Source organism: Mesorhizobium sp. URHB0026 (assembly GCF_054059755.1).
Genome location: NZ_JBSSCN010000001.1, coordinates 2,622,252 through 2,645,999 on the forward strand (window position 1 = coordinate 2,622,252; position 23,748 = coordinate 2,645,999).

Annotated in this window: 16 protein-coding genes, 1 tRNA gene and 1 pseudogene; 10 read left to right on the forward strand and 8 right to left on the reverse strand. The window is 62.7% G+C overall.

Annotated elements, in window-relative coordinates; all coding sequences use genetic code 11:
• Positions 1–28: 28 nt before the first annotated feature.
• The 3 genes and pseudogenes from ACVWWD_RS12950 to ACVWWD_RS12960 form a co-directional block, all read right to left on the reverse strand.
• Positions 29–907 carry an SH3 domain-containing protein gene (locus ACVWWD_RS12950; RefSeq protein ID WP_352550203.1) on the reverse strand — a complete coding sequence of 293 codons (879 nt, stop codon included), beginning with the start codon at positions 905–907 and terminating at the stop codon, positions 29–31.
• Positions 908–1,191: 284 nt separating this feature from the next.
• A complete protein-coding gene (locus ACVWWD_RS12955; protein WP_457103104.1) occupies positions 1,192–2,478 on the reverse strand; it encodes an NAD(P)/FAD-dependent oxidoreductase in 1,287 nt (428 codons plus the stop codon).
• A 6-nt stretch (positions 2,479–2,484) separates the two neighbouring features.
• Positions 2,485–3,922, reverse strand: a pseudogene (locus ACVWWD_RS12960) (glutamine synthetase family protein).
• 148 nt (positions 3,923–4,070) lie between these two features.
• Here ACVWWD_RS12960 and ACVWWD_RS12965 point away from each other — a divergent pair.
• The gene (locus ACVWWD_RS12965) at positions 4,071–4,787 is read left to right on the forward strand and encodes an HAD family hydrolase (protein ID WP_023783704.1); all 717 of its coding nucleotides are present in this window, start codon (positions 4,071–4,073) and stop codon (positions 4,785–4,787) included.
• A 70-nt stretch (positions 4,788–4,857) separates the two neighbouring features.
• Here the strand turns inward: ACVWWD_RS12965 and ACVWWD_RS12970 are convergent, their stop codons facing one another.
• The 3 genes from ACVWWD_RS12970 to aceA all read right to left on the reverse strand — a co-directional run bounded on the left by ACVWWD_RS12970 (position 4,858) and on the right by aceA (position 7,130).
• Positions 4,858–5,271, reverse strand: coding sequence for a response regulator (locus ACVWWD_RS12970; RefSeq protein ID WP_435053560.1), 414 nt, complete (start codon positions 5,269–5,271; stop codon positions 4,858–4,860).
• Between the two features lie 269 nt (positions 5,272–5,540).
• Positions 5,541–5,783, reverse strand: coding sequence for an SMc00767 family acetate metabolism repressor (locus ACVWWD_RS12975; RefSeq protein ID WP_006202762.1), 243 nt, complete (start codon positions 5,781–5,783; stop codon positions 5,541–5,543).
• Positions 5,784–5,840: 57 nt separating this feature from the next.
• Positions 5,841–7,130, reverse strand: coding sequence for an isocitrate lyase (gene aceA / locus ACVWWD_RS12980; RefSeq protein ID WP_352550201.1), 1,290 nt, complete (start codon positions 7,128–7,130; stop codon positions 5,841–5,843).
• A 226-nt stretch (positions 7,131–7,356) separates the two neighbouring features.
• On the opposite strand from aceA, the gene ACVWWD_RS12985 reads away from it, so the two are divergent.
• From ACVWWD_RS12985 to ACVWWD_RS13010, 6 genes are all read left to right on the forward strand, one after another.
• A complete protein-coding gene (locus ACVWWD_RS12985; RefSeq protein ID WP_023772830.1) occupies positions 7,357–8,805 on the forward strand; it encodes a helix-turn-helix domain-containing protein in 1,449 nt (482 codons plus the stop codon).
• A 136-nt stretch (positions 8,806–8,941) separates the two neighbouring features.
• On the forward strand, positions 8,942–9,913 hold the full coding sequence (locus ACVWWD_RS12990; RefSeq protein ID WP_023772831.1) for a DMT family transporter: 972 nt from the start codon (positions 8,942–8,944) through the stop codon (positions 9,911–9,913).
• A 328-nt stretch (positions 9,914–10,241) separates the two neighbouring features.
• Complete coding sequence (locus tag ACVWWD_RS12995; protein ID WP_352550199.1) at positions 10,242–11,339, forward strand: polyamine ABC transporter substrate-binding protein; 1,098 nt, start codon at positions 10,242–10,244, stop codon at positions 11,337–11,339.
• A gap of 75 nt (positions 11,340–11,414) precedes the next feature.
• On the forward strand, positions 11,415–12,557 hold the full coding sequence (locus ACVWWD_RS13000; protein WP_023772833.1) for an ABC transporter ATP-binding protein: 1,143 nt from the start codon (positions 11,415–11,417) through the stop codon (positions 12,555–12,557).
• 9 nt (positions 12,558–12,566) lie between these two features.
• A complete protein-coding gene (locus ACVWWD_RS13005; protein WP_015316314.1) occupies positions 12,567–13,535 on the forward strand; it encodes an ABC transporter permease subunit in 969 nt (322 codons plus the stop codon).
• On the forward strand, positions 13,532–14,350 hold the full coding sequence (locus ACVWWD_RS13010) for an ABC transporter permease (protein WP_023772835.1): 819 nt from the start codon (positions 13,532–13,534) through the stop codon (positions 14,348–14,350). Before ACVWWD_RS13005 ends, ACVWWD_RS13010 begins: the two co-directional genes overlap by 4 nt.
• Positions 14,351–14,375: 25 nt before the next feature.
• Here ACVWWD_RS13010 and ACVWWD_RS13015 read toward each other — a convergent pair whose 3' ends face one another.
• On the reverse strand, positions 14,376–16,229 hold the full coding sequence (locus ACVWWD_RS13015; RefSeq protein ID WP_352550198.1) for an AsmA family protein: 1,854 nt from the start codon (positions 16,227–16,229) through the stop codon (positions 14,376–14,378).
• 204 nt (positions 16,230–16,433) lie between these two features.
• Here ACVWWD_RS13015 and ACVWWD_RS13020 point away from each other — a divergent pair, with 204 nt between their 5' ends.
• Positions 16,434–18,392 (forward strand): acetoacetate--CoA ligase, encoded by a 1,959-nt coding sequence (locus ACVWWD_RS13020; protein ID WP_352550197.1) that lies wholly within the window; start codon positions 16,434–16,436, stop codon positions 18,390–18,392.
• A gap of 245 nt (positions 18,393–18,637) precedes the next feature.
• On the opposite strand, the gene ACVWWD_RS13025 is transcribed toward ACVWWD_RS13020, so the two are convergent.
• The gene (locus ACVWWD_RS13025) at positions 18,638–22,576 is read right to left on the reverse strand and encodes a PAS domain S-box protein (protein ID WP_457103105.1); all 3,939 of its coding nucleotides are present in this window, start codon (positions 22,574–22,576) and stop codon (positions 18,638–18,640) included.
• A 242-nt stretch (positions 22,577–22,818) separates the two neighbouring features.
• Here ACVWWD_RS13025 and ACVWWD_RS13030 point away from each other — a divergent pair, with 242 nt between their 5' ends.
• Entirely contained in the window at positions 22,819–23,277 is a 459-nt protein-coding gene (locus ACVWWD_RS13030; RefSeq protein WP_352550195.1) for a phasin, read from the forward strand.
• A 350-nt stretch (positions 23,278–23,627) separates the two neighbouring features.
• Positions 23,628–23,704, forward strand: a tRNA-His gene (locus tag ACVWWD_RS13035).
• Positions 23,705–23,748 lie beyond the last annotated feature (44 nt).

Below are 23,748 nucleotides of genomic sequence, written 5' to 3' on the forward strand. Positions count from 1 at the left end.
CCCAAGCCGGTCCAAACGCGCCCTCACATTACGTGCCGGGCTTGACGTAGCTCTTGTACACCCAGCCGTGCTTGCCGTTGTAGACGATCTCGCACCACTTCTTGCAGCCCATCAGTTGCACCGAGGTCCGGGCAGGGACCGTACCGATGGGGGTGGCACCCTTCTTTGGAGCACTGCGCATGGTCACCGCTCTCAGGATGCGTCCGTTGCCGGCCGCTGTCACCTTGCGCGGATTGGCCTTGGCCTTGCCGCCATCGTCATCGGTCGCCGCCAGCTGCTGTTCCGGTGCTTGCGGCTGCGTCTCCGGAATGGCGGCGGTCTGCGCGCCATCGGGATTGCTGCTATCGGCAGGCGGGCTCGGCGCGGCGACCTTGGCAAGCTCGTCGGTGGCATCGGTATCGGTAGACGATTGGGCGAATGCCGCCGCTGTTTTGTTTGGCGCCGGCTCAGGCTGCTTGGCTACCTGGCTGGGAGCCGCGGTTTGATCGGGATCAGTTGCCGCAGCCTTCGGCTGCGCCCCTGTCCAGCGCGGATCATTGGCCGCAAGCGCTGGTATGTTCACCGCCGCCGCTGCCGTGGTCGGTGACACCTGGCTGGACTTGCGCTCCGCCTGAGGCGTCACGGCAGCCGCCGTCACCGTCGTCCCCGAGGAGGGAACTTTCGTCGTTTTCACCGGAATGGTCGGAATGCTCTGCTCGGGACTGGCGGCTGCTTGCCTCTCGCCGGTCGGCAACGCCAGCCAGAGCGCCACTGCGGCAACGCCAAGCAGTGCCGCGGTGCCTATTGCCGCAATAACCAGGTGCGAGTTCGAACGGACGCCCTGCCAGAATGACGGGCGCATGTCATAGCCGAACTGCATGGCGAAGCGCCGACGTTCCGGAGCACCGAAACTGAAGGGCTCTATCACTCTTGCCACCTCCATAAGCGGGCCGGTGTTCTTTCGATCAAATATCGCAAGTCACGCGTTCGATCAGCATCGGTTCCAAAACGCGGGCGGGCCCGCAACATCTCCGAACAATCGCCCAGATGCGGACCTTTCGCCCGCGATTGTGGCGTCAGTACGCCATTACCAAGGGTTCTGCGCCTTTGCCGGCATTTCCGCAATGTGCCGCTGAGGCAACAAATGTTACAATGAATATACAATATCACATCAGGTCGTGACGGTTTGGGACCGTGGCGATCCGATGTCGTCTAGATTCTGTCGCGCAGTGCGAACCAGTTGAGCGCCAGGAAAAGCAGCGGCGCGCGGAAACGGCGGCCGCCGGGAAATGGCGGAATTTTCAGGTCCTCGATCAGCTTCAGCCGGTCGCGATTGCCGGCAATCGTTTCGGCATAGAGCTTGCCGAAGAAGTTCGACAGCATGACGCCATGGCCGGAATAGCCGCCGGCCGAGATCACATTCGGCATCACTTCGCGCACGAACGGTTTGCGCGGCACCGTGATGCCGACATAGCCGCCCCAGCCATGCGTGATCTCGACATCCTTCAATGCCGGATAGAGCTCCGCGATCTGACGGCGAATGTGGATGTGGATATCTTTGGGATCGTTGACGCCGTAGACCTCGCGTCCGCCGAACAGCAGCCGGCCATCCCTGGATTTGCGGAAATAGCGCACGACGAAGCGGGAATCGTCGACCGATTCGCTCCCCGGCAAGACGTTCGAATCCGGCCCCAGCGGCACGGTCGCGCCGATGAAGGATCCAATCGGCATGATGTGCGCGGCACTCACCGGCTCGAGCGTGCCGCCATAGGCGTTGACCGCGATCAGGCATTTTTGCGCCGAGATCGTCCCTCTTGGCGTGGAGACCCTGACCTTGCCGCCCGCCGAGACGATGCCGGTCGATGGCGTCCCTTCGAACAAGTGGGCGCCGGCTTGTGCCGCCACCCGCGCCGTGCCGATCACCAGCTTCATCGGATGGATATGGCCGGTCCCGATATCGCGCGTGCCGCCGAAATAAGCGCTCGAGCCCAACCGATCCGCCGTCTCCTTCGCATCCATGAAGGAGATGTGCGGGTACGAGAAGCGGCGGGCCATGATTTCGGCATGCGCCTTGTAGTCGTCGACATAGCGCGGCTTGTGCGCGACCGAGAGCTGGCCCGGCATATAGTCGATATCGATCTGGTTTATGGCGGCGAAGTCGATGAGATGCGCCTTCGCCTCTTCGGCGAGATCGAACAGTGCCCTGGCGCGGGACAGACCGTATTCGGCCTCTAGGTCCTCGGCCCAGGCACGCTGCCCGGTGCCGAGCTGGCCGCCATTGCGCCCCGAAGCGCCGTCGCCAAAACGATATGCTTCGATCAGGACAACGTTGCTACCGGCCTTGGCCAAATGCGTCGCTGCCGACAGGCCGGTAAACCCGCCGCCGATAATAACGACGTCGCAGGTCCGATCACCGTCGAGCGTTGGATATTCGGGCCGCGGCCCAGCCGTGTCCTCATACCAGGATCGGCCGGGGGAAATGGGCGATTGGTAGTTCATGATTGGTCAGACGTTGAGCAGCAGATATTCCCGCTCCCACGGACTGATCACTTCCATGAACGTTTCGAATTCCGCCCGCTTGATCGCCGCATAGGTGGCGGCGAAGGACTTGCCCAGCAATGCGCAGAGTTCCTCGTCGCCCTCGAACAGGTCGACGGCTTCGAGCAGGCTGCGCGGCAGGTCGATCTCGTGTGCGTTGGCAGTGGTCAGCACGGGAGGCTCGGCCTTGATCTTCCCGGTGATGCCGATCAGCCCGCAGGCAAGCGAAGCCGCCAGCGCCAGATAGGGATTGGCATCGGAGGACGGGATGCGGTTTTCAACGCGCCGCGCCGCAGGGTCGGAACGCGGCACGCGGAACGCCGTGGTGCGGTTATCGTAGCCCCATTTGTTGTTGACCGGGGCTGAGGCCGCCTGCGTCAGCCGCCGGTAGGAATTGACGTAGGGCGCGAACATAACCAGCGCATTCGGCACGTGCTTCTGCATGCCGCCGATGAAATGGAAGAAGTCCTCGGTCTCCGAACCATCCTCGGCCGAAAAGATGTTCCTGCCCGTCTTCTTGTCGACGATCGACTGATGGATATGCATGGCGGAGCCCGGCTGGCCCTGAATCGGCTTGGCCATGAAGGTCGCGTAGATCTCATGCTTGAGCGCGGCTTCACGAATGGTGCGCTTGAACATGAATACCTGGTCGGCGAGCTCGATCGGGTCGCCGTGGCGCAGATTGATCTCGAGCTGGCCGGCGCCCTCTTCGTGGATGAGCGTGTCGATCTCCAGGCCCTGGCTTTCGGAGAAATGGTAGATGTCGTCGATCAGTTCGTCGAACTCGTTGACGCCGGCGATCGAATAGCCGGCGCCGCCGCCGATCGCGCGCCCCGAGCGGCCGACAGGCGGGGTCAGGGGATAGTCCGGGTCTGGATTCTTGCGCACGAGGTAGAACTCGATTTCGGGTGCCACGACCGGCTTCAGCCCAAGCTTGTCATAGGCCGCCAGCACGCGCTTCAGCACATTGCGCGGCGTGAACTCGACCGAGCGGCCGTCCTGGTGGACGAGGTCGCAGATGACGGCGGCCGTCGGGTCTTCTTCCCAGGGCACCACGGTCAATGTCGACAGGTCCGGCATCAGCTTGAGGTCGCCGTCGTCTTCCGGATAGTGAAAGCCGTTGCCGTCCTCCGGATAGCCGCCGGAAATCGTCGTCATGAAGACGGCCGAAGGCAGCGCCAGTGAGGTGTTGGAAGTGAATTTCTTCGAAGGCATCATTCTTGCCGCGCGCCACCCCAGCCTGATCAGGCGTGATGCATTCGATATCCTCGATGCCGCGCCATTCCAGCCAATCGCTGACCTCCTTCCAGTTCTTCACACCTCGCAGGTTTTTCACGAAGGCAGGTGTGCGCGTTCGTCCTCCGCGGCTCGACGGACGGACTTCCTTTTTTGCAGGCGGCATCATTCACCAGTTTGGGTTGCGGATTTTCAAGTATAGCCGTGCCGTGCGATGGAAGGGAAGGGGAGCCGCCGCTGGCATTTGCCGTCTCGGGTTGAAAACCGCTTGCCGGTCGGCATAGGTTTGGCGTCTTTCCGCACTCGAGAAGCCGGCGATGAGACCCAGCAGCGAACTGACCACGATCGGCTTCGATGCCGACGACACGCTTTGGCAGAACGAACGGTTCTTCCGAATGACGGAAAGGCGCTTTGCCGCCATGCTGGCCGATCATGGCGAGGGCGAGCAGATCTCGGCTCGACTGTTGGAAGCCGAGAGGCGCAATCTCGCGATCTACGGCTTCGGCATCAAGGGATTTACGCTCTCGATGATCGAGACGGCGATAGAAGTTACCGACGGGCGCGTGCCGGCTTCCGTCATATCGGAGATTCTCGACGCCGGCCGCGAGATGCTGGGCCATCCGATCGAGCCCTTGCCGCATGCACGCGAGACGGTCGAGAAGCTCGCCGGCACTTTCCGCCTCGTGCTGATCACCAAGGGCGATCTGTTCGATCAGGAGCGCAAGCTGGCCGGCTCCGGGCTGGGCGAGTTGTTCGATGCAGTCGAGATCGTCAGCGACAAGACCGCCGCGACCTATGCGCGCCTGTTCAACCGCCATGGCGATGGCCCGGCAAGGGGCATGATGGTCGGCAATTCGCTGAAGTCGGATGTGGTGCCCGCCATCGAGGCTGGCGGCTGGGGTGTCCATGTGCCACACGAATTGACTTGGGTGCTCGAACATGTCGAGGCGCCGGTTGCCGAGCCGCGTTTCCGCCAGATATCGGATCTCAGCCAATTGCCCGCGTTGGTCGAAAGCATCAAAAACAGAGTTTGATCGTTGACCTCCGGCTGATTTTTCGCGCAGTTCTGGATGGAAAAACGGTTCTCGCCTTTTTGGAATCGTTTTAGCGGCCGGTCAGGCGATCGATGACCGGTTGCAACCGTTCGGGCGTGATCGGCTTGGCCACCACGACGTCGACGACATGCGCCAGGCCCAGGCTCTCCGGCGTGTCATTCTTGGTTGAAAGCAGGATCACGGGAGGAAGTGCCTTGCCCGTGGCTCGCCGCAACGTGTCGATGCTGGACATCAGCGTGTCGCAGTCTTTGTTGTCGGGGCCACCATCGAGGACAACCGCCCCGGGGATAAGCGAACGCAAGGTCTTCACCGCCATTTCAGGCGATTCCGAGAGTGGCTTGAGCCCGGAACGCTCAACGATTTTAGACACCACGACGCGATTGATCGGCGACTTCCCGACAACAAGCACCCGCGAGGAATCTCGGATCGTCTCAATGTTTGACCCCCGAGTCGCCAGATTCAGATGTGTTGTACTCTTCCCCTTGTCACTCACTGGGCACCCAAGTCGGCCAAGAATCTCGCCCCTATTTCAATGCAGAGTTGAATCTGGGGGCAATTGGCGTGAGATCGCGCCCTATGTCAAGTTGAAATAAAGGACTTCTGAAAGCATGTCCTACACAGTGGGTTCAAGCAACAGCACTGTACTGCCCTGTACATAGCTTGGTTACATAAAAATAAAATTCACCTGCGCATGCGCGGCGCGGGCAAATGGCCGGTTGTAGCGCTTCCGGGTCAGCCATGGCTTTGTTGCGTAACGATCACCGGGATCAGCAGGTCGCCCCAATTGCCGTCGCCGCCATGGTGCCTCGCGGAGCGCACGAGCTCCACCGAGACGCCCGCCTCGACCGCCTTCATCACCGACTGGTTGAGCCTGTGCAGGTCGTTGGCCAGCATGCGGATCGTCGCCTGCTGGTCGACGCTCATCGTGGTCGATTGCTCTTCGGCCCGTTCCTTGACGCGACTTATCGATGCCATTGGTCTTCTCCTATGTCTGAGGCCCTGTTGGGCGTTTCTTCGGTATTCCCCTGGTCGCTATTCCGCGGCCGGCTTGAACTGCGCGTGCTCGGTTGATTCATGCATGGCCGTGGTCGACGACCGGCCGCCGGTAATCGCCATCGAGACTGCGTCGAAATAGCCGGTGCCGACCTCACGTTGGTGCTTGGTCGCGGTATAGCCATTGGCTTCCGCCGCGAATTCCGCTTCCTGCAGCTCGGAATAAGCCGCCATCTGCCGCGCCTTGTAGCCGCGGGCGAGTTCGAACATGCCGTAGTTGAGCTGGTGGAAGCCGGCCAGCGTGATGAATTGGAACTTGTAGCCCATGGCGCCCAGTTCCCTCTGGAACTTGGCGATCGTCGCGTCGTCGAGATTCTTCTTCCAGTTGAACGACGGCGAGCAATTGTAGGCGAGCAGCTTGCCCGGATGGTGCCTGCGCACCCCCTCGGCGAATTTCTTGGCCTGCGCCAGGTCGGGCTTCGAGGTCTCGCACCAGATCAGGTCGGCGTGCGGCGCATAGGCAATGGCCCGCGCGATGCAAGGCTCGATGCCGTTCCGGACCTGGTAGAAGCCTTCCACCGTGCGGCCGGCATCATAGTCGACGAAGGGCTGGTCGCGCTCATCGATATCGGAGGTCAGCAGCTTTGCAGCTTCCGCGTCCGTGCGTGCCACCACCAAGGTTGGCGTGGCCATCACGTCGGCCGCGAGCCTCGCCGCGTTGAGGTTGCGGATATGCGCCGCGGTCGGGATCAGGACCTTGCCGCCGAGATGGCCGCACTTCTTCTCCGACGCCAACTGGTCCTCATAGTGGACGCCAGCGGCACCGGCTTCGATGAACGCCTTCATGATCTCGAAGGCGTTGAGCGGACCGCCGAAGCCGGCTTCCGCGTCGGCAACGATCGGCGCGAACCATGTCTCGACAGAAAGCCCTTTGCCTTCGGAGGTTTCGATCTGGTCGGCGCGCTGCAGCGTGCGGTTGATGCGCTTGACCAGTTCGGGCGCCGCGTTGGCCGGATAGAGCGACTGGTCCGGATACATCGCCGAGGCGGTGTTTGCGTCGGCGGCAACCTGCCAGCCCGACAGGTAGATCGCCTTCAGCCCGGCGCGCACCTGCTGCATCGCCTGGTTGCCGGACATAGCGCCGAGCGCGTTGACGAAGTCCTCCTCGTGGATGAGCTTCCACAGCCGGTTGGCACCCATTTCGGCAAGGCTCTGACGAATCTGCACCGAACCGCGCAGCCGCTTCACGTCCTCCGGCGAATAGGGACGCTCAATGCCGCCGAAGCGACCGTCAGGCGCCGAGGGGACGAGGTTGTAAAAATCAGTCATTAGTCACTCCGAAGGTTTCTGTACAGCCAATTCTCCGGGCCGCTTCTATGTGACTGAATTTACATGATGCCGCAGCATGAGCCAGAACAATTAGGAAAACTGGACGCATATAAGAGAAAACCTGTGTTGTGTTTGACAGAAGGGCACTGTAAAGTTGTCAATCCTGTCAAGCGAAGAGGGGCGGGGATGCAGCGAACGGTTTGTAAATTTCTGTCAAGGATCGGCGATGGCTGACCAGAAGATTTTCGCTGGGCCGCGCATCCGCCGCATCCGCGGCGCCAAGGGCCTGACCCAGACGGCGATGGCCGAGGGGCTCGGCATCTCGCCGTCCTACCTCAACCTGATCGAGCGCAACCAGCGACCGCTGACGGTGCAACTGATCCTGAAGCTCGCCTCGGTCTACAAGGTCGATCCGCATGAGCTTCAGGGCGAGGCAAGGGGATCGGTCGCTGCCCTCAAGGAGGTGTTTACCGATCCGCTGCTGGTCGGCGAACTGCCGGGAGATCAGGAACTGATCGAGTTTGCCGAGGCGGCGCCCAATGCCTCCGCCGCGGTGATAAAACTGTTCCGAGCCTATCGCGAGCAAGCCGAGCGGCTATCCGATCTCAACCAGCTTCTGGCCCGCGAGGGCCGGGCGACCGCCCTCTCCGGCGCCCGCCTGCCGATCGACGAGGTGCACGAGATTTTCGAGCGGCGCCCGAACCATTTCGCCTCGCTCGAGGAAGAGGCCGAGGCGTTCACGTCGGTGCTCGATCCCGGCGACGACTTGTTTGGCGCCTTGAAGGCATGGCTGAAGCGCGAATACGGCATCGTGGTGAAGGTTCTGCCGGTCGCCACCATGCCGAACTGGCGCCGCCGCTACGACCGCCACTCGCAGCGCCTGTTCCTATCCGAGCGTCTGTCGCCGTTCGACCAGTTGCGTGAAGTCGCAATGGAGGCCTGCCTGATCCGTATGACGGTTGCGGTCGCCGGCGAGATCGAGGCGCTGAGGCTGACCACGGATGAGGCGCGCCGCCTTGCCCGCTTCGAACTCGGCCGCTACGCCGCCCATGCGCTGATGATGCCCTATCAGCCCTTTCACGCGGCGGCCGTTCGCTCACGCTACGACATCGATGTCCTGCGCTCGCGCTTCGGCGTCTCCTTCGAGCAGGCGGCAAACCGGCTGACCATGCTGCAGCGGCCAGGTGCTTCCGGCGTGCCCTTCTTCATGCTGGAGATCGACAATGCGGGAAACCGCTTCCGCAAGGCCGGCAGCCAGGGCTTTCCGCAAAGCCGCTTTGGCGGTGGCTGTCCCAAGCTTCCCGTGCATGTCACCTTCACCCAGCCGGGCCAGATATTCGTCGAGGCGGTGGAAATGCCCGACGGCGCCGAATTCCTGTGCATCGCCCGCACGCTGGAGGGGCCGCAAGGCGCATTCTCCGAACGACCGCGCCGCACGGCACTGCTGCTCGGCTGCGACATCGGCTTACGCGACGACATCGTCTATGGCACGGTGCTGCCTGGCTCGGCGGCCGGCGCGAAGATGGGGGCGGGCACCGTCGTGGCGACGCCTGTCGGCCCCGCCTGCCGGCTTTGCGAGCGCGTTGGCTGCCTAGCGCGCGCCGAGCCGCCGGTGACGCGACCGCTCGGCCTCGACGAGATGGTGACCGGCTTGAGTGCCTTCGACTTCCAGTAACGCCGCAGCAAAGGTGCCACAATCGTCGCCGGTCTCTGGATCACCCACGTCTTAAGTCTTTGCGTTACGCGAACACAGCAGTTTTTTGTCGTCTCTTGCGCATCGTCCCGTCAACAAAAGCTCGACAGCCGCGCCCATGACAGCCACAGCATCATCGCCGGGCCTTGTTGCGTCGACCGGCCTCGCTACCTCGACAGTCTCGCCGCGCGAGGAACGCGTCGGCATGCTCCTGGTCTTCCTGTCGGCGCTGATGTGGAGTTTCGGCGGCACCATCGCCCGCTTCATCAGCGTCGGTGACAGCTGGACGGTCATTTTCTGGCGCTCTGCCTGGGCTGCCGCCTTCCTGCTCTGCTACATGGTCTGGCGTGACGGCTGGCGCGGCATGGTGAAGTCATTCCGGGAAATGGGCCTGCCGGGCATCGCGGTGGGGTTCTGCTTCGCCATTGCGTCGACCTCGTTCGTGGTGGCGCTTGCTTATACGACCGTCGCCAATATCCTTTTGATGCAAGCCGGCGTGCCGCTTCTGGCGGCTCTGTTTGCCTGGGCGCTGTTCCGCGAAAAGGTAACCGTCGCGACCTGGATAGCGATCGCCGCCGTCATCGCCGGCGTCGCCATCATGGTGTCTGAATCCCTTGACGGCGCCGTCTCGCCCATAGGCGATGGACTGGCGCTGCTGATCGCGTTCATGTTCTCGATCGCCACCGTCATCACCCGGCGCTTCTCCAGCGTGCGCATGACGCCGGCGACCTGTCTCGGCACGATCCTGGCGGCGGGCTTCGCCGCCTCGCAGGCTTCGACCTTCGCGGTATCGGCCGGCGACATGGGCTTCCTCTTCGTCTTCGGCGTGGTCAATCTCGGCCTCGGCCTTGCTTTCTTCGCGACAGGCGCGCGCTTGATCCCGGCGGCGATCGCGGCGTTGCTCGGCACGTTCGAGCCGATCCTGGGGCCGATATGGGTCTGGCTCATCCATTCCGAGGTGCCGTCCGGGCGCACCATCGTCGGCGGCGCGGTGGTGGTTACGGCGCTGCTTGTCCATATCGGGCTCGAATTCAAGCGCCAGGCGCGGCCGCAGCGGGCTGGGGTCACCGGAGTGCCTTCGCCTAATTGATGCGGGCGCCGAAGCTTTGCCCATTGACAATGTCGCTGCCGCCCGGGCAGGCTGGGACCACGGCAACAACAAGACAGGCGTATCTTGCCAAGTCTCCCCGGCGGCCCGATCGAGACCGGACCACATTCTAGTATCCCTGACCGCACGGTGGCGAAAGCTTCTGACGGCATCGCAATTCCTTCCCGCCCCGACCGAGTGGGTGGCCTTCGGTGGTATGCCGAATGGCGGCCGTCGACCTCTGGAAAGCTCAACAGTCTAAACCAAATGCCCGGCCGCGCGAGCATGTCGCGACGCGCCGGCAATGGAACACTCACCAAAGGAGAATAGCATGATCCGCAAAGCGCTCTGGCTTTCGGCAACCTCGGTATTTCTGGCGCTTTTGACGCCCGCCGGTCACGCCGCGGACCGCGTCGTCAACGTCTTCAACTGGTCGGATTACATCGACAGTTCGATCATCGATGATTTCACCAAGAAAACTGGCATCAAGGTCGTTTACGATACGTTCGATTCCAACGAGATCCTCGAAACCAAGCTGCTCGCCGGCGGCAGCGGCTACGACGTCGTGGTGCCGAGCGGCAATTTCCTGGCCCGCCAGATCCAGGCCGGTGTGTTCCAGAAGCTCGACAAGTCGAAGCTGCCGAACCTCTCCAACATGTGGAACACGGTTACCGAGCGCACCGCCAAATACGATCCCGGCAACGAATACTCGGTCAATTACATGTGGGGCACGGTCGGCATCGGCTACAATACCAAGAAAGTGCAGGCAGCGCTCGGCACCGACAAGATCGACAGCTGGGATACGTTCTTCAACCCCGATAGCCTGGCCAAATTGAAGGATTGCGGCGTCTATGTGCTGGATTCTCCATCCGACATCCTGCCGGCGGCGTTGAAGTACCTCGGTCTCGACCCCAACAGCACCTCGCCCGACGACATTGCCAAGGCCGAGGAAGCTCTTCTCAAGGTCCGTCCCTATATCAGGAAGTTCCACTCGTCCGAATACATCAACGCACTTGCCAATGGCGACATCTGCCTGGCGGTCGGCTGGTCGGGTGACGTGTTCCAGGCTCGCAACCGCGCGGTCGAGGCCAAGCAAGGCGTGGAAATCGGCTATTCCGTGCCGAAGGAAGGCGCCCAGATGTGGTTCGATCAGATGGCAATCCCCGCCGACGCGCCACACGTCGCCGAGGCGCTTGAATTCATCAACTACATGATGACGCCGGAAGTGATCGCCAAGTCGTCGAACTATGTCCTTTATGCCAACGGCAACAAGGCATCGCAGCAATTCGTGGACAAGGCGCTGCTCGACGACCCCTCGGTCTATCCGGACGCCGCGACCTTGCAGAAGCTCTATACCACCCGGCCTTACGATCCCAAGACCCAGCGCATCGTCACGCGCAGCTGGACCAAGATCGTCACCGGCCAGTAGGCAATCCGACGCGGCCCCGGCAGCCAACTGCCGGGGTTGATTCTTTTGGGGAATAAAAAAGCACGGAGTGGGGATATGAAATCGCTTGGCAGCATCCGCAGGGACTTCGCGCCATGGAACGACCCGAACGCCAAGCCATATATCCAGTTCGACAAAGTCACCAAGAAATTCGGTGACTTTACCGCCGTCAACAATCTGTCGCTGACCATTTTCGAGCGTGAATTCTTCGCTTTGCTTGGCGCATCGGGTTGCGGAAAGTCGACGCTGCTCAGGATGCTTGCCGGCTTCGAGGAGCCGACGGCCGGACGCATCCTGCTCGACGGCCAGGATCTGCGCGGCATTCCACCCTATCGCCGGCCGGTCAACATGATGTTCCAGTCCTATGCCCTGTTCCCGCATATGACGGTCGAGAAGAACATCGCCTTCGGCCTCAAGCAGGAAGGCATGCCGAAGCCCGATATCGAAAAGCGCGTCGCCGACATGCTGAAGCTGGTCAAGCTCGAGCAGTTCGCCAAGCGCAAGCCGCATCAGCTCTCCGGCGGTCAGCGCCAGCGCGTCGCGCTTGCCCGCTCGGTCGCCAAGCGACCGAAGGTGCTGCTGCTCGACGAGCCGCTCGGCGCGCTCGACAAGAAATTGCGCGAGGAAACTCAGTTCGAACTGATGGATCTGCAGCAGGAGCTTGGTCTCACCTTCGTCGTCGTCACCCATGATCAGGAAGAGGCGATGACGATGGCCGACCGCATCGCCATCATGGACAAGGGCGAGGTCATGCAGGTGGCGACGCCGCCGGAAGTCTATGAGGCCCCGACGTCGCGCTTCGTCGCTCATTTCGTCGGCAACGTGAACATGTTCGAGGGCAAGGTTGCCGAACAGGCAGCCAACACGACGCGTATTACAGGTCCAAGCGGAGCTCAGATCGTCGTCGAGAATGGCGGCGCGGCTGCAAAGGCCAATGCGGATATCGTGTTCGCCGTCAGGCCGGAGAAGATCAGGGTCTCGTCTAAGAAGCCGGCCGATGCCGTCAACGCGCTGGAGGGTGAGGTTTACGACATAGCCTATCTCGGCGACATGACTGTCTATCACGTCAGGCTGGACGACGGGCAGATCGTGCGGGCAAGCGCCTTGAACGCGGCCCGTGTGACCGAGGATCCACTGACCTGGAACGACCGCGCCTGGGTGTCTTTCCGGCCCGACGCCGGCGTCGTGCTGGCACGGTAGGGGACGGCCATGTCCAACATCGCCGTTACCGATGCCGCCGCGCCACCCACTGCCGCCAATCCGTTCCTGACGCGGCTCGGTGCCGGCTTCGTCAGCCGGCTCGTCATCATCGTTCCCTATCTCTGGCTGCTGTTCTTCTTTCTTGTTCCCTTCGTCATCGTCTTCAAGATCTCGCTGTCGCAGACCGCTATCGCCATGCCGCCCTATACGCCGGTGCTCGATTTCAGGGACGGCGTTTCCGGTTTCTTCGCCGGTTTTCGCGACCTCAACTTCGACAATTATGTCTGGCTGACGCAGGACGCGCTCTATTTCAAGGCCTATCTCACCAGCGTCGTCATCGCAGCCATCTCGACGGTGCTGACCCTGCTGGTTGGCTATCCCATCGCCTATGGCATGGCCCGCGCTCCGGCGACAATCCGCCCGACATTGCTGATGCTGGTCATCCTGCCGTTCTGGACGTCGTTCCTGATCCGCGTCTATGCCTGGATCGGCATCCTCAAGCCCGAGGGACTGCTCAACCAGTTGCTCTTGTCGTTGCACATCATCAATCAGCCGCTGGTGATCCTCAACACCTACACGGCCATCTTCATCGGCATCGTCTATTCCTACCTGCCGTTTATGGTGCTGCCGCTTTACTCGTCGCTGGAAAAAATGGACTATTCGCTGATCGAGGCAGCCAAGGACCTCGGCTGCCCGCCGACGTCAGCCTTCTGGAAGATCACTTTTCCGCTGTCGCTGCCCGGCGTCATAGCCGGCTGCCTGCTGGTGTTCATCCCTGCCGTCGGCGAGTTCGTCATCCCCGATTTGCTCGGCGGCTCGCAGACGCTGATGATCGGCAAGACACTGTGGAACGAGTTTTTCGCCAATCGTGACTGGCCGGTGTCGTCGGCCGTCGCCGTCATCCTGCTGCTGCTGCTGATCGTACCGATCGTGTTGTTCCAGCATGCCCAGGCCCGCGCGCAGGAGCAGGACAAGTGAATACCACCTGGAGCCGCTTCAACATCACCTCGATCACGCTCGGTTTTGCCTTTCTCTATTTGCCGATCGTGCTGCTCGTCGTCTTCTCCTTCAACGAGTCCAAGCTCGTCACCGTCTGGGGCGGCTTTTCCACGAAATGGTACGTATCGCTGTTCCACAATCAGGGCCTGATGGACGCCGCATGGGTGACCATCCGCGTCGGTCTGATTTCAGCGACCGTGGCCACCGTTCTCGGCACAATGGGGGCCTTGGCGCTGACCCGCTACACACGCTTCCGGGGCAGGGTCCTGTTCTCCGGCATGATCTTCGCACCATTGGTCATGCCTGACGTCATTACCGGCCTGTCGCTGCTCCTGCTGTTTGTCGCCATCGGCATGGATCGCGGCATGACGACCGTGATCCTCGCGCATATCACCTTCACGATGTGCTTTGTCGCTGTTGTCGTGCAGTCGCGGCTTGTCAGCTTCGATCGCTCGCTGGAAGAAGCCGCCATGGATCTTGGCGCGCCGCCCGTGAAGACCTTTTTCCAGATCACCCTGCCAGTCATTCTGCCGGCGATCGTGTCCGGCTGGATGCTGGCCTTCACGCTGTCGCTGGACGACCTTGTCATCGCCAGCTTTGCTTCGGGCCCCGGCGCCACCACGCTGCCGATGAAGATCTACAGCCAGGTCCGCCTCGGTGTGACGCCGGAGATCAATGCCGCCTGCACCCTCCTGATCGCGATCGTCACGATTGGCGTCATCATCGCTTCGGTCGCCAATAAGCGGCGCGAGGTGCAGCGGCAGCTTGACGAGCGGGCCGCGCAGCGCGGTTAGAGCGTTTCAACTGAGCGGCCAGGCCTTATTCGCCCGAAACGCCGCGGCTGATGGGTGAAATGAACGGCGTGCTCCACGTGCCGCCGACGAAAAACGACGACTGGTTGGGTCCCTGCTGGCCGCTCTTCTGGGTTGCTGGCTGATCCGGCTGGATAACACCGCCCGACAGCGCCAGTCCGCGTCCTGCGTAGGATGCGATGCCGGAAAGCCAGATCTTGTATTTCGCCGAATTGGCCTCGGCCTTGTCCAGTCTGGCCACGCCTCGCGAAATGGTTGCCTTCACTTCGGCGCCATCGATGGGCAGCGTCCCGTCCGAGACATCGTCGAGCGCGAAGAAGCCGCCTTGTTCGGTATGCTTGAGAAAGGCCGGCAGGTTGACTTTGCTGAGCGCGCCAGGGCCAAAGGTCGCCGAGACCGAGCCGTCGGCATTCTCAAAAACCGAATCCCAAGTCCTTCCTGGTCCCTTGAGGATGACCGAAACGGTGCCCGTGCCGACCGGCACCAGCCGGGTCATCCCGGCCGCGGTGCCGAACGCGCCGCCATCGACATCGGAGGCCAGCAGCCTGATCTCGACCTGGGTGCCCTCTGGCTTGCGGTCGAAGCGAAGGCTGGTCTGGATGTTGCCGCCGAAGGCGGAGGCGTCGGAGATGTCGAAGACGGAAAGGCCGTCCTTGACCTGCGCGGTGGCCGCGACATCGGCAAGCTGGATGCTCCCTGCCGTGGCATGCGCTGCCGACAGCCTGAGATCGAGGTTGACCCGGTCGGCGAAACTTGTGTCGATCTGACCTGGCTCGCCGCTGTTCGCCGGTCCCAGCGACGTGAAGGCGGATAGAAACGACCTGAGGTCGAGCGTGTCGAAGGCCAGCGTGCCCGAGATCACGGGCTGTGCCTCGCCAAGCGACACGTCCAGCGCACCCATGCCCGGATTGTTGTCTAGCGCCAGCGCCGTGTTCTCGAACTTGACGCGTCCGGCCGATGCCGTGACCTTGCTCGAGATGCTGACCGAGCCGATCGCGGCGCTCGGCGCGATGCCGGCCTGCGACCATTCCAGTACGCGGCGCAGCGAAGGAGCCGCGAATTTTACCTGGCCGTCGAAATAGGCGTTTTCGGACATGCTGGCCGTGCCGTCGAAGGAGAAGGTGGCCGGCGCCGCCTTGAAGGACAGGGTCAGCGGCGCCATGCCCCCGGCAAACAGGACCAGCGGCCTCGGCGAGGCGGCGTCCACGGTCACGCTTTCGCCACGCCAGATCCCGGTCGCGGACAGTGTCGCATTGCTGTTCATCGCCGCCCAGGTGGCCTGGCCGCTAAGACTGCTCAGGATCTCTTCATCCTTGCCGTTGACGGACGCCACCATGCGACCGTCCCTGAACTCCACGGTGCCGAAAGTGTCGGCCGGCAGCTTGTCGAGGTCGGGCTTGGCGGGGTCGGCGTTGACCAGGCCGCGAGCCGCGTCGATGGAGCGCGCGATGCGCCCGCCGGTCGGCGCCGTGGGCAGGAACAGACCGTCCGCCGTGCGCTGGACCCGGATCGTCGGCCGCACCAGCCGTGCCGTCGAAAACACCACGTCACCCTGCAATGCCGCCATGGCCGAGAGGTCGACCTCGACCCGTTCGGCTTCGACGACCGGCGGCGCATCGCCTTCGGTCCACTTCGACAGCGTCACATCGGTCAGGATCGCGCGGAATTTTGGCCAGACCTCGATGCGTGGCGATCCCGCGATGGCAACCCGAAAGCCGCTCCAGGCGCTCAATTCCCACGCGATGCGGTCACGCACGATCCGCGTCGAAGCGATCAGCGGCAGCGCCGCGATCACCAGAGCGATGACGATCGCGGCAGCGCCGATCGCCCATACTCCGCGGCGGATCAAGGATGATGGCATATAGCCCCGTATGCTTCCATTCCGACAAAACGAGCGTCCGACGGGTGTAACCCCCTGCCGTCACTACGACTTAGGGCCGACGCATTTCAAGTCATTATGGCCCGGCGATGGCATTTGCGCACACCTGACCGCATCGGCCCAACAAAATCTTGCTCTGCTGCGCCGCGATATGCATAAGCGATGGCGACCGTGGGAGGATCGATCATGGCTGGCGAAGTACCGCTCTGGACCCCGACACAAGACCAGATTGATGCCTCGCCGTTGACCGCTTTCATGAAGGCCGCGGCAGCGAGTACCGGCAGTCCATTCTCGTCCTATGCCGACCTCCACCGCTGGTCGGTCGAGAACCGGGAGGCGTTCTGGGATCTCGTCTGGGATTTCTGCGGTCTTGAAGGCGACAAGGGTGAACGACTGCTGCTCGACGGCGAGAAGATGCCCGGCGCTTCCTTCTTTCCGGACGCGTCGTTGAATTTCGCCGAAAACCTTCTGAAAAAGACCGGCGCCGGCGAGGCTATCGTCTTTCGCGGCGAGGACAAGGTCGAGAGGCGGCTGTCGTGGAATGAACTGCATGGCCTGGTCTCGCGCCTGCAGCAGCTTTTCCTGTCGCTCAAGGTGAAGAAGGGTGACCGTATAGCGGCGATGATGCCCAACATGCCCGAGGCCGTCGCCGCCATGCTGGCCGCGGCCTCGATCGGGGCGGTGTGGTCATCCTGTTCTCCCGATTTCGGCGAGCAGGGCGTGCTCGATCGGTTCGGCCAGATCGAGCCCGTCATCTTCATCGCGCCGGACGGCTATTGGTACAATGGCAAGGCGATCGAGGTCGCCGACAAGGTCAAGGCGGTCGCGGCCAGGCTCGGCGGCGTCCGCAAAGTCCTGCTCGTCGACTATCTCGGCACCTCCGCCGACGTGGCTGATACCATCGACAAGGCGGTGGCGATGGAAGAGGCCCTGTCGCCCTTTGCCGCCAGGCCCGTCACCTTCGAGCGGCTGCCGTTTTCGCATCCGCTCTACATCCTGTTTTCGTCCGGTACCACCGGCGTTCCCAAATGCATCGTCCATTCCGCCGGCGGCACGCTCATTCAGCATGTCAAGGAACATCGGTTGCATGCCGGCCTCGGCGATGGCGATCGATTCTTCTATTTCACCACCTGCGGCTGGATGATGTGGAACTGGCTGGTTTCGGGCCTCGCGTCCGGCGCCACGTTGCTGCTCTACGACGGTTCTCCCTTCTATCCTGACGGCAATGTGCTGTTCGATTTCGCCGATGCCGAGAAGATGACCTTTCTCGGTACCTCGGCCAAGTTCATCGATTCCGTGCGCAAGGCCGGTCTCAAGCCGATCCGCAGCCATGATCTGTCGACGATACGGGCCATATCCTCCACCGGATCGCCGCTTTCCCCCGAGGATTTCCGCTTCGTCTATGATGGCATCAAGAAGGACGTGCACCTGGCCTCGGTGTCCGGCGGCACCGATATCGTCTCGTGCTTCGTGCTCGGCGTGCCGACCCAGCCGGTCTGGACCGGGGAGATCCAGGGGCCGGGCCTAGGCCTCGCCGTAGACGTCTGGGACGATGACGGCAAGCCGGTCCGGCAAGAGAAGGGGGAACTGGTATGCACCAGGGCGTTTCCGTCCATGCCGATCGGCTTCTGGAACGATCCCGACGGCAAGAAATACCAGGCGGCCTATTTCGAGCGTTTCGACAATGTCTGGTGCCATGGCGATTTCGCCGAATGGACCGATCATGGCGGCATGGTCATCCATGGCCGCTCCGACGCGACGCTCAACCCCGGCGGTGTACGCATCGGCACCGCCGAGATCTACAACCAGGTCGAGCAGATGCCGGAAATCCTGGAGGCGCTGTGCATCGGCCAGGATTTCAACAATGATGTGCGCGTCGTGCTGTTCGTGCGGCTTGCCGCCGGTGTCAAGCTCGACGACGATCTCGAAAAGCGCATCCGGGCCAAGATCCGCGGCGGCGCCAGCCCACGCCATGTTCCGGCCAGGATCGTCGCCGTCTCCGACATCCCCCGCACCAAGTCGGGCAAGATCACCGAGCTTGCGGTGCGCGATGTCGTGCACGGCCGCGCCATCAAGAACAAGGAAGCCCTGGCCAACCCGGAAGCGCTGGAGCTGTTCCGCGACTTGCCGCAACTCGCGCAATGAACGCGACCGGCATGGTTAACGAAATATGCCGCACGAATTTACCTAGATTTCATGAGTGGTACACATTCGTAAATTTTTTGCCGACCCGGTAAGGACTTGTTAAGGCCCGGCGTCGATAGTCGCACGTAACTTGAGGGAGAAATCCCGTTCCTCAGCCCCGAGGATCTGAATTCAGCTCAAGCCCCCGTTGTGACAGCAATCTCATTTCCTAAGGCGTCCTATTGGACGCCTTTTTTCTTGGCTTGCTATTCCGCCAGCACCCGGGTCGAGGGGAACGCAACCTCCACCAGCGTGCCTTCGCCGGGCGTCGAATTGATGGTGAAGCGGGCGCGGTTGGCCTCCACCATCGCCTTGGTCAGCGGCAGGCCAAGGCCGGTGCCGTCGCCGCGCCCGCGCTTCAGCGCGTTGATCTGCTTGAACGGCTTCAGCGCCTGCTCGATCTCGGCCTGACTCATGCCGATGCCGGTGTCGCGCACCCGCATGACGACGTCGCCCGAGGTCTCGTAGGCGGTCGAGACGATCACCTGACCGCCAGCCTGGGTATAGCGCACGGCGTTGGACAGGATGTTGAGCGCGATCTGGCGCACGCTGCGCAGGTCGGCCACCACTTCCGGCAGCCGCGAGGCGAAGCTGGAGCGGATGATGACGCGTTCGCGGTTGGCCTGGGGCTGCATCATCGCCACGGTTTCGGCCAGGGTATCGTTGAGCGACACCGCCTCATAAGCCATTTCCTGCTGGCCGGCCTCGATCTTCGAGATATCCAGGAGGTCGTTGACCAGATCGAGCACGTGGTTGCCCGAGCGGTTGATATCGCGCAGATAATCGCGATAGCGGTCATTGGCCACCGGCCCGAACTTCTCGTCCACCATCAGTTCGGAAAAGCCGATGATGGCGTTGAGCGGCGTGCGGATCTCGTGGCTGATGCGGGCGAGGAAATCTGTCTTCTGCGAGGAGGCGCGTTCGGCCACCGCACGCGCCTGGGTGAGATCCTCTTCGGCCCGTTTCCACTGCGTTATGTCGCGCACCACGGCACAGAAGCCGCTGTCATTGGGCAATCGGCCGATGGTCATGAACAGCGGGATGAAGCGTCCCTGTGCTTCGCGGCCGATCACCTCGCGGCCGTCATTCAAGACGCTCGCCACACCAGGCTCCGACAGGCCGGTGAGATAGTCGCGCGCCGCGCGCTGGCTCTCGATGGCAAACAGCGAGGCGAACGGCTTGCCGGTCACCTCGTCGCTGTCGAAACCGAACAGCGCCTCGGCCGGGCGGCTGATCGAACGGATGGTGCCGTCGCTGCCGATCAGCACGACCCCGTCGGTGGCGGTGTCGATGATGGTGCGCATCTCGGCGATGCGTGCCTTGAGTTCGGAAATGTCGGGCTTCGTCGGCTCCTCGCCGATCGCGTGCGCCGCCGCCGGCGCATCATCCTCGCCGGAACGGCGAACGACCAGCATCAGGGCCTTGCCGTCGCGCCAGGGCACGGAGCGCAGGATGGCGTCGATCGGGAACTCCTGTCCGTCGCGCGTCTTCAGCCGCAGCGCCCGGTCGCTGCCGTCGGAGGCGCCGTCATCGGCATAGGGATCGGCAAACAAGGCGCCGAGGCCGCCCGCATCCTCCAGGTCCTCCAGCGTCGCGTACCCGGTCAGGTCGAGGAATTCCTCGTTGGCATAGTGCAACTGGTCGCCCGAATGGATGATCAGCGGCACCGGCAGCTTGCCAAGCAGCGATGTGTCGGGCGTCTTGTTTTCTGTGCCGACGGAAAAAGCCGATGGCATGAACCCTTCGGTCTTGAGCGGCGGTACGTGCAGGCGCGGCTGCTGGATGGGCGTCTCGGCCGCATGATGCGTTCTCTCGGTGGCAGCAACAGCATGATCGGCGGATGCAGTTGCTGCGTCGCCGCTCCAATCCTCGTCATCCTCAGCGTCGCGAAAATCGTCTGACGTCATGCTGTCGTCATCCGCCGGTGCCTGGGCAGGTTCTGCCTGCGCCACCGCCTCGCCATTCTCGGTCGTCGTCGCCTCTTTGTCGCTGTCGTCGGCGGCATAGTCCAGCAGGGAGCCCGAGGCCTGTGGCGGCGGGGATCCGGAGGCAGGCGCCTGTTGTTCTGCCTGGTCCGGTTGCGCACCGTCGAGCCGCGCCAGATCCCTCCGATCCTCGGCGTCGCTTGGGGAAAATTCGCCCGCATCCGGCTCGTCTTCCGCATCGGGCGCCGACATCTCATGCGCCGGGTCGCTCGCCGGTTCCTGGTTCGAATCTGCTGGCCCGGCATTCGGTTTGGCGATATCCGCCCGCGGCTTCGCATCGGTCTCCGGCTTGGCCGCGTCGTGCGGCCCGGGCAAAGACCCTGTTCCGGCACCTTGTTCCGCCTGCCTTGCCGGCTCGGCTGCTGCCGGCGGCTCCGCCGTGGAACTGTCTTTCTTCAGCCGCTCGCCGATCTCGCGGAATGCGCTGCGTTCCAGCGAGGACAGCCCCTTGTCGTTGGCAGGCTGCCGGTGTTCGGCCAACCGGATGACCTTGTCGGCAAAGCGCCGCTCCGGCTTCGGGACGATGGTCAGCGCCGGCACTTCGCCCTTGAACGGATCCGATGCCTTTGGCTCTTCGGCCTTCGAGTTTTTCGGCACTGTCTCCATGGCTTCCGGCTTGGGTGCCGCCGGCATTTCGCCATTCGGCACCAATGCCATGCCGATCGCCTCCGGATCGACGACCGCATCCCCGGTTCGCGCGACGCCGAAGCCGCGGAAGCCTTCGAAGGCGCGGCCGCGGCCATAGACAGGCAATGCCGCGAGGTCGACAGGGATCTTCAGGTCGGTACCGACGACCGGCCACAGCACCGAGCGGCCGGACCAGGTGTCGCGCCGCTCCAGCAGGCCGGCGATCTCACCGGATGCATCAAGGCCGAAGGCCGCCGCCACATCCCGGAAGCGCCGGCCGATCACGTCGGCGGCTGGATGGCCGACGAGATCGGCGAATTCTGGAGACAGGGCGCTAAACTTGCCCTCGGCGTCGGTCCGCCAGACAAAACGCATCGGTGCGGCCGAACGGTCTATGGTCCGGGTGGCCATGGTCGCGGTCGGCACTACGGGCGAGGTGGCCTCGGCCTGCTTTACGCTGTGCGCCGCAGCTTCGGTGCCGACCGCCTCTGTCACCCGTTTCGGTTCCGGCAAGGCTGGCGCGTCGTCTTCTCCGGCATTGAAATACCAATGATCGTGCTGGCCCGGCGTGCCCGCAACCGACTGATCATTGTCGGCGGCAACGGGTGTAGGCCCGGCCGGCTCCTCGATCCCCTGCGCTGTCGGTTCCGGCATATCGCCAGCCATTGGCTCGGAAGGGACGTGTTCGTGCTCGGTCGCGGCAGCGGCGGGCAACCGCTCGCTCGCCTCTGTCCGCGTAACATCGGCTGTCGCCCCATTGTCCTGCCGAGGATCGGATCCTGTCGCGGCGGTTCCCGCCATCCGAACGCCAATCTCCTCGGCGCGGCTTTCCGTTGTCGCCGGCGAGCCGTCTGCCGGAGCCGCGCTGTCCTCGAGTTGGTCCTCGTCGATCACCACCAGCAGATGCCGCTCCGGCGTCAGCCGGGCGAGGCCGGCGGGGTAGGAGGTCATGCCGCCCGGAACGAGGCGCTTGACGATGCGCTCGCCCTCGGCCGCGACGTCGGCCACCAGGGCCGCCAATGTCGCGGGCTGGATGTCGAGCGCCGAAAACCCCTCCGAGGCGGCCTCGACATTGCCCTTGCCATCAATGAAGGCGATGAAATGGCCGTCTTCGGTAAAGCCGCTGATTGCCCGGCCGGCGATCTCGGCGGCACTGCGCGAGCCGGTCCGCGCGACCGGTACCGCCAGCATGATGGCATTCTCGCCATCGGGCAGCGTCACGGCACTGGCGAGAAAGCCGACGGCGCGACTGGTCATGCCGGTCGCAAGGCGCACGGTGATCGATCGATCGACGCCGATCTTGGGAAAACCGCTGGTCGCCATGATCTGGCGGCGTGCGATCAGCGGCAGCCGCGCCGAGGCCCCGATGATCGCTTCGATATCGGGATAGCCAAACATGGCGGCGCCTGGCCCGTTGGCCCAGATCACCTGCTCGAGGTCCACCGACAGGATCGCGATCGCGTCACCGGCGGCAAACCGCAGGCGGACCGCGTCGAGCACGGCGACGTCGAGGAAGGAATATTCGGACGGCATGCGCTTGGCGAACCCTCACGGAGCGGCGAATTTGCAGTTAACGCTTTGTTAATAAAAGCCGCAGCCACGAAGGTCCACAAGCCAGAACGTGCAACGGCTGAATTTTGGCCGTTTGGTTAACGTCCGAAAACATTTTTTGTGCACTGCAACAAAGATATTGCAATGCACAAGATTTGCCTTTATATTGACATCATACATGAACGAGACGGCTTTCTGTCAAAGCCGCTGCCAAAGGATGGAAAATGTCCAGGACCAAGACCGCCGAGACGATCGAAAACGTTGAATTCCCGAGCTTCGACGCTTCCAAGGCCACCGACCAGATGCGCGCTTTCGCCGAAAAGGGCGTTGAGCAGTCGAAGGAAGCCTACGCCAAGCTCAAGACCGGTGCCGAGGAGACCCAGAAGGCCCTGGAGTCGACCTATGAAACCGCCAAGGCTGTTTCCAGCGACCTGTCGCTCAAGACCATCACCGCGCTGCGCGCCAATGCCGAGGCCGGCTTCTCGCATCTCGAAGCCCTGATCGGCGCGAAGTCGCTGTCGGAAATCGTCGAGCTCCAGACCGCGTTCCTGCGTAAGCGCGTCGAACTGACCGTCGAGCAGGCCAAGGACTTCCAGGCCGTTGCCTCGAAGGCGGCCGAGGACGTCTCGAAGCCGATCAAGACCGCCTTCGAGAAGGCGATCAAGGAAATCAAGGCCGCCTAATAGCGCACCGTCCGCGGATGCAACAAAAGGTCGCATTTTGTCGGACAAATAGACGTGAGATAGTGGCGATCAAGCGAGAATACCCGGCGAGTGGAACCTCCTCCCTCTGCTCTTCGGGGTGACCAGCCAGCACCTCCTCCCGCTGGCTCGTAACAGGAAAAGGCCGGCACCTCCTCCCGCCGGCCTTTTTCTTTGCCCGGCGAAAGGTGCGCCGCTGTAGGGAAGTGGCCTTTGCTTTGCAAAAGCCTTGAATTAGAATTCATAAGCCCGTAAGGACGCATCGCCGAACGAAAGAGCGGATCGCGGAGAGTGAACCTTCCACCCCGGTCCTGCTACTAACGTTAAGATGTGCCGTTGTAGCTCAGATGGTTAGAGCGCCGGATTGTGGATCCGGAGGTCGCTGGTTCGATCCCAGCCAACGGTACCACCGGTGTTCCATTAAGCTGTTGAATTTGTTGTGAAACCTACCGT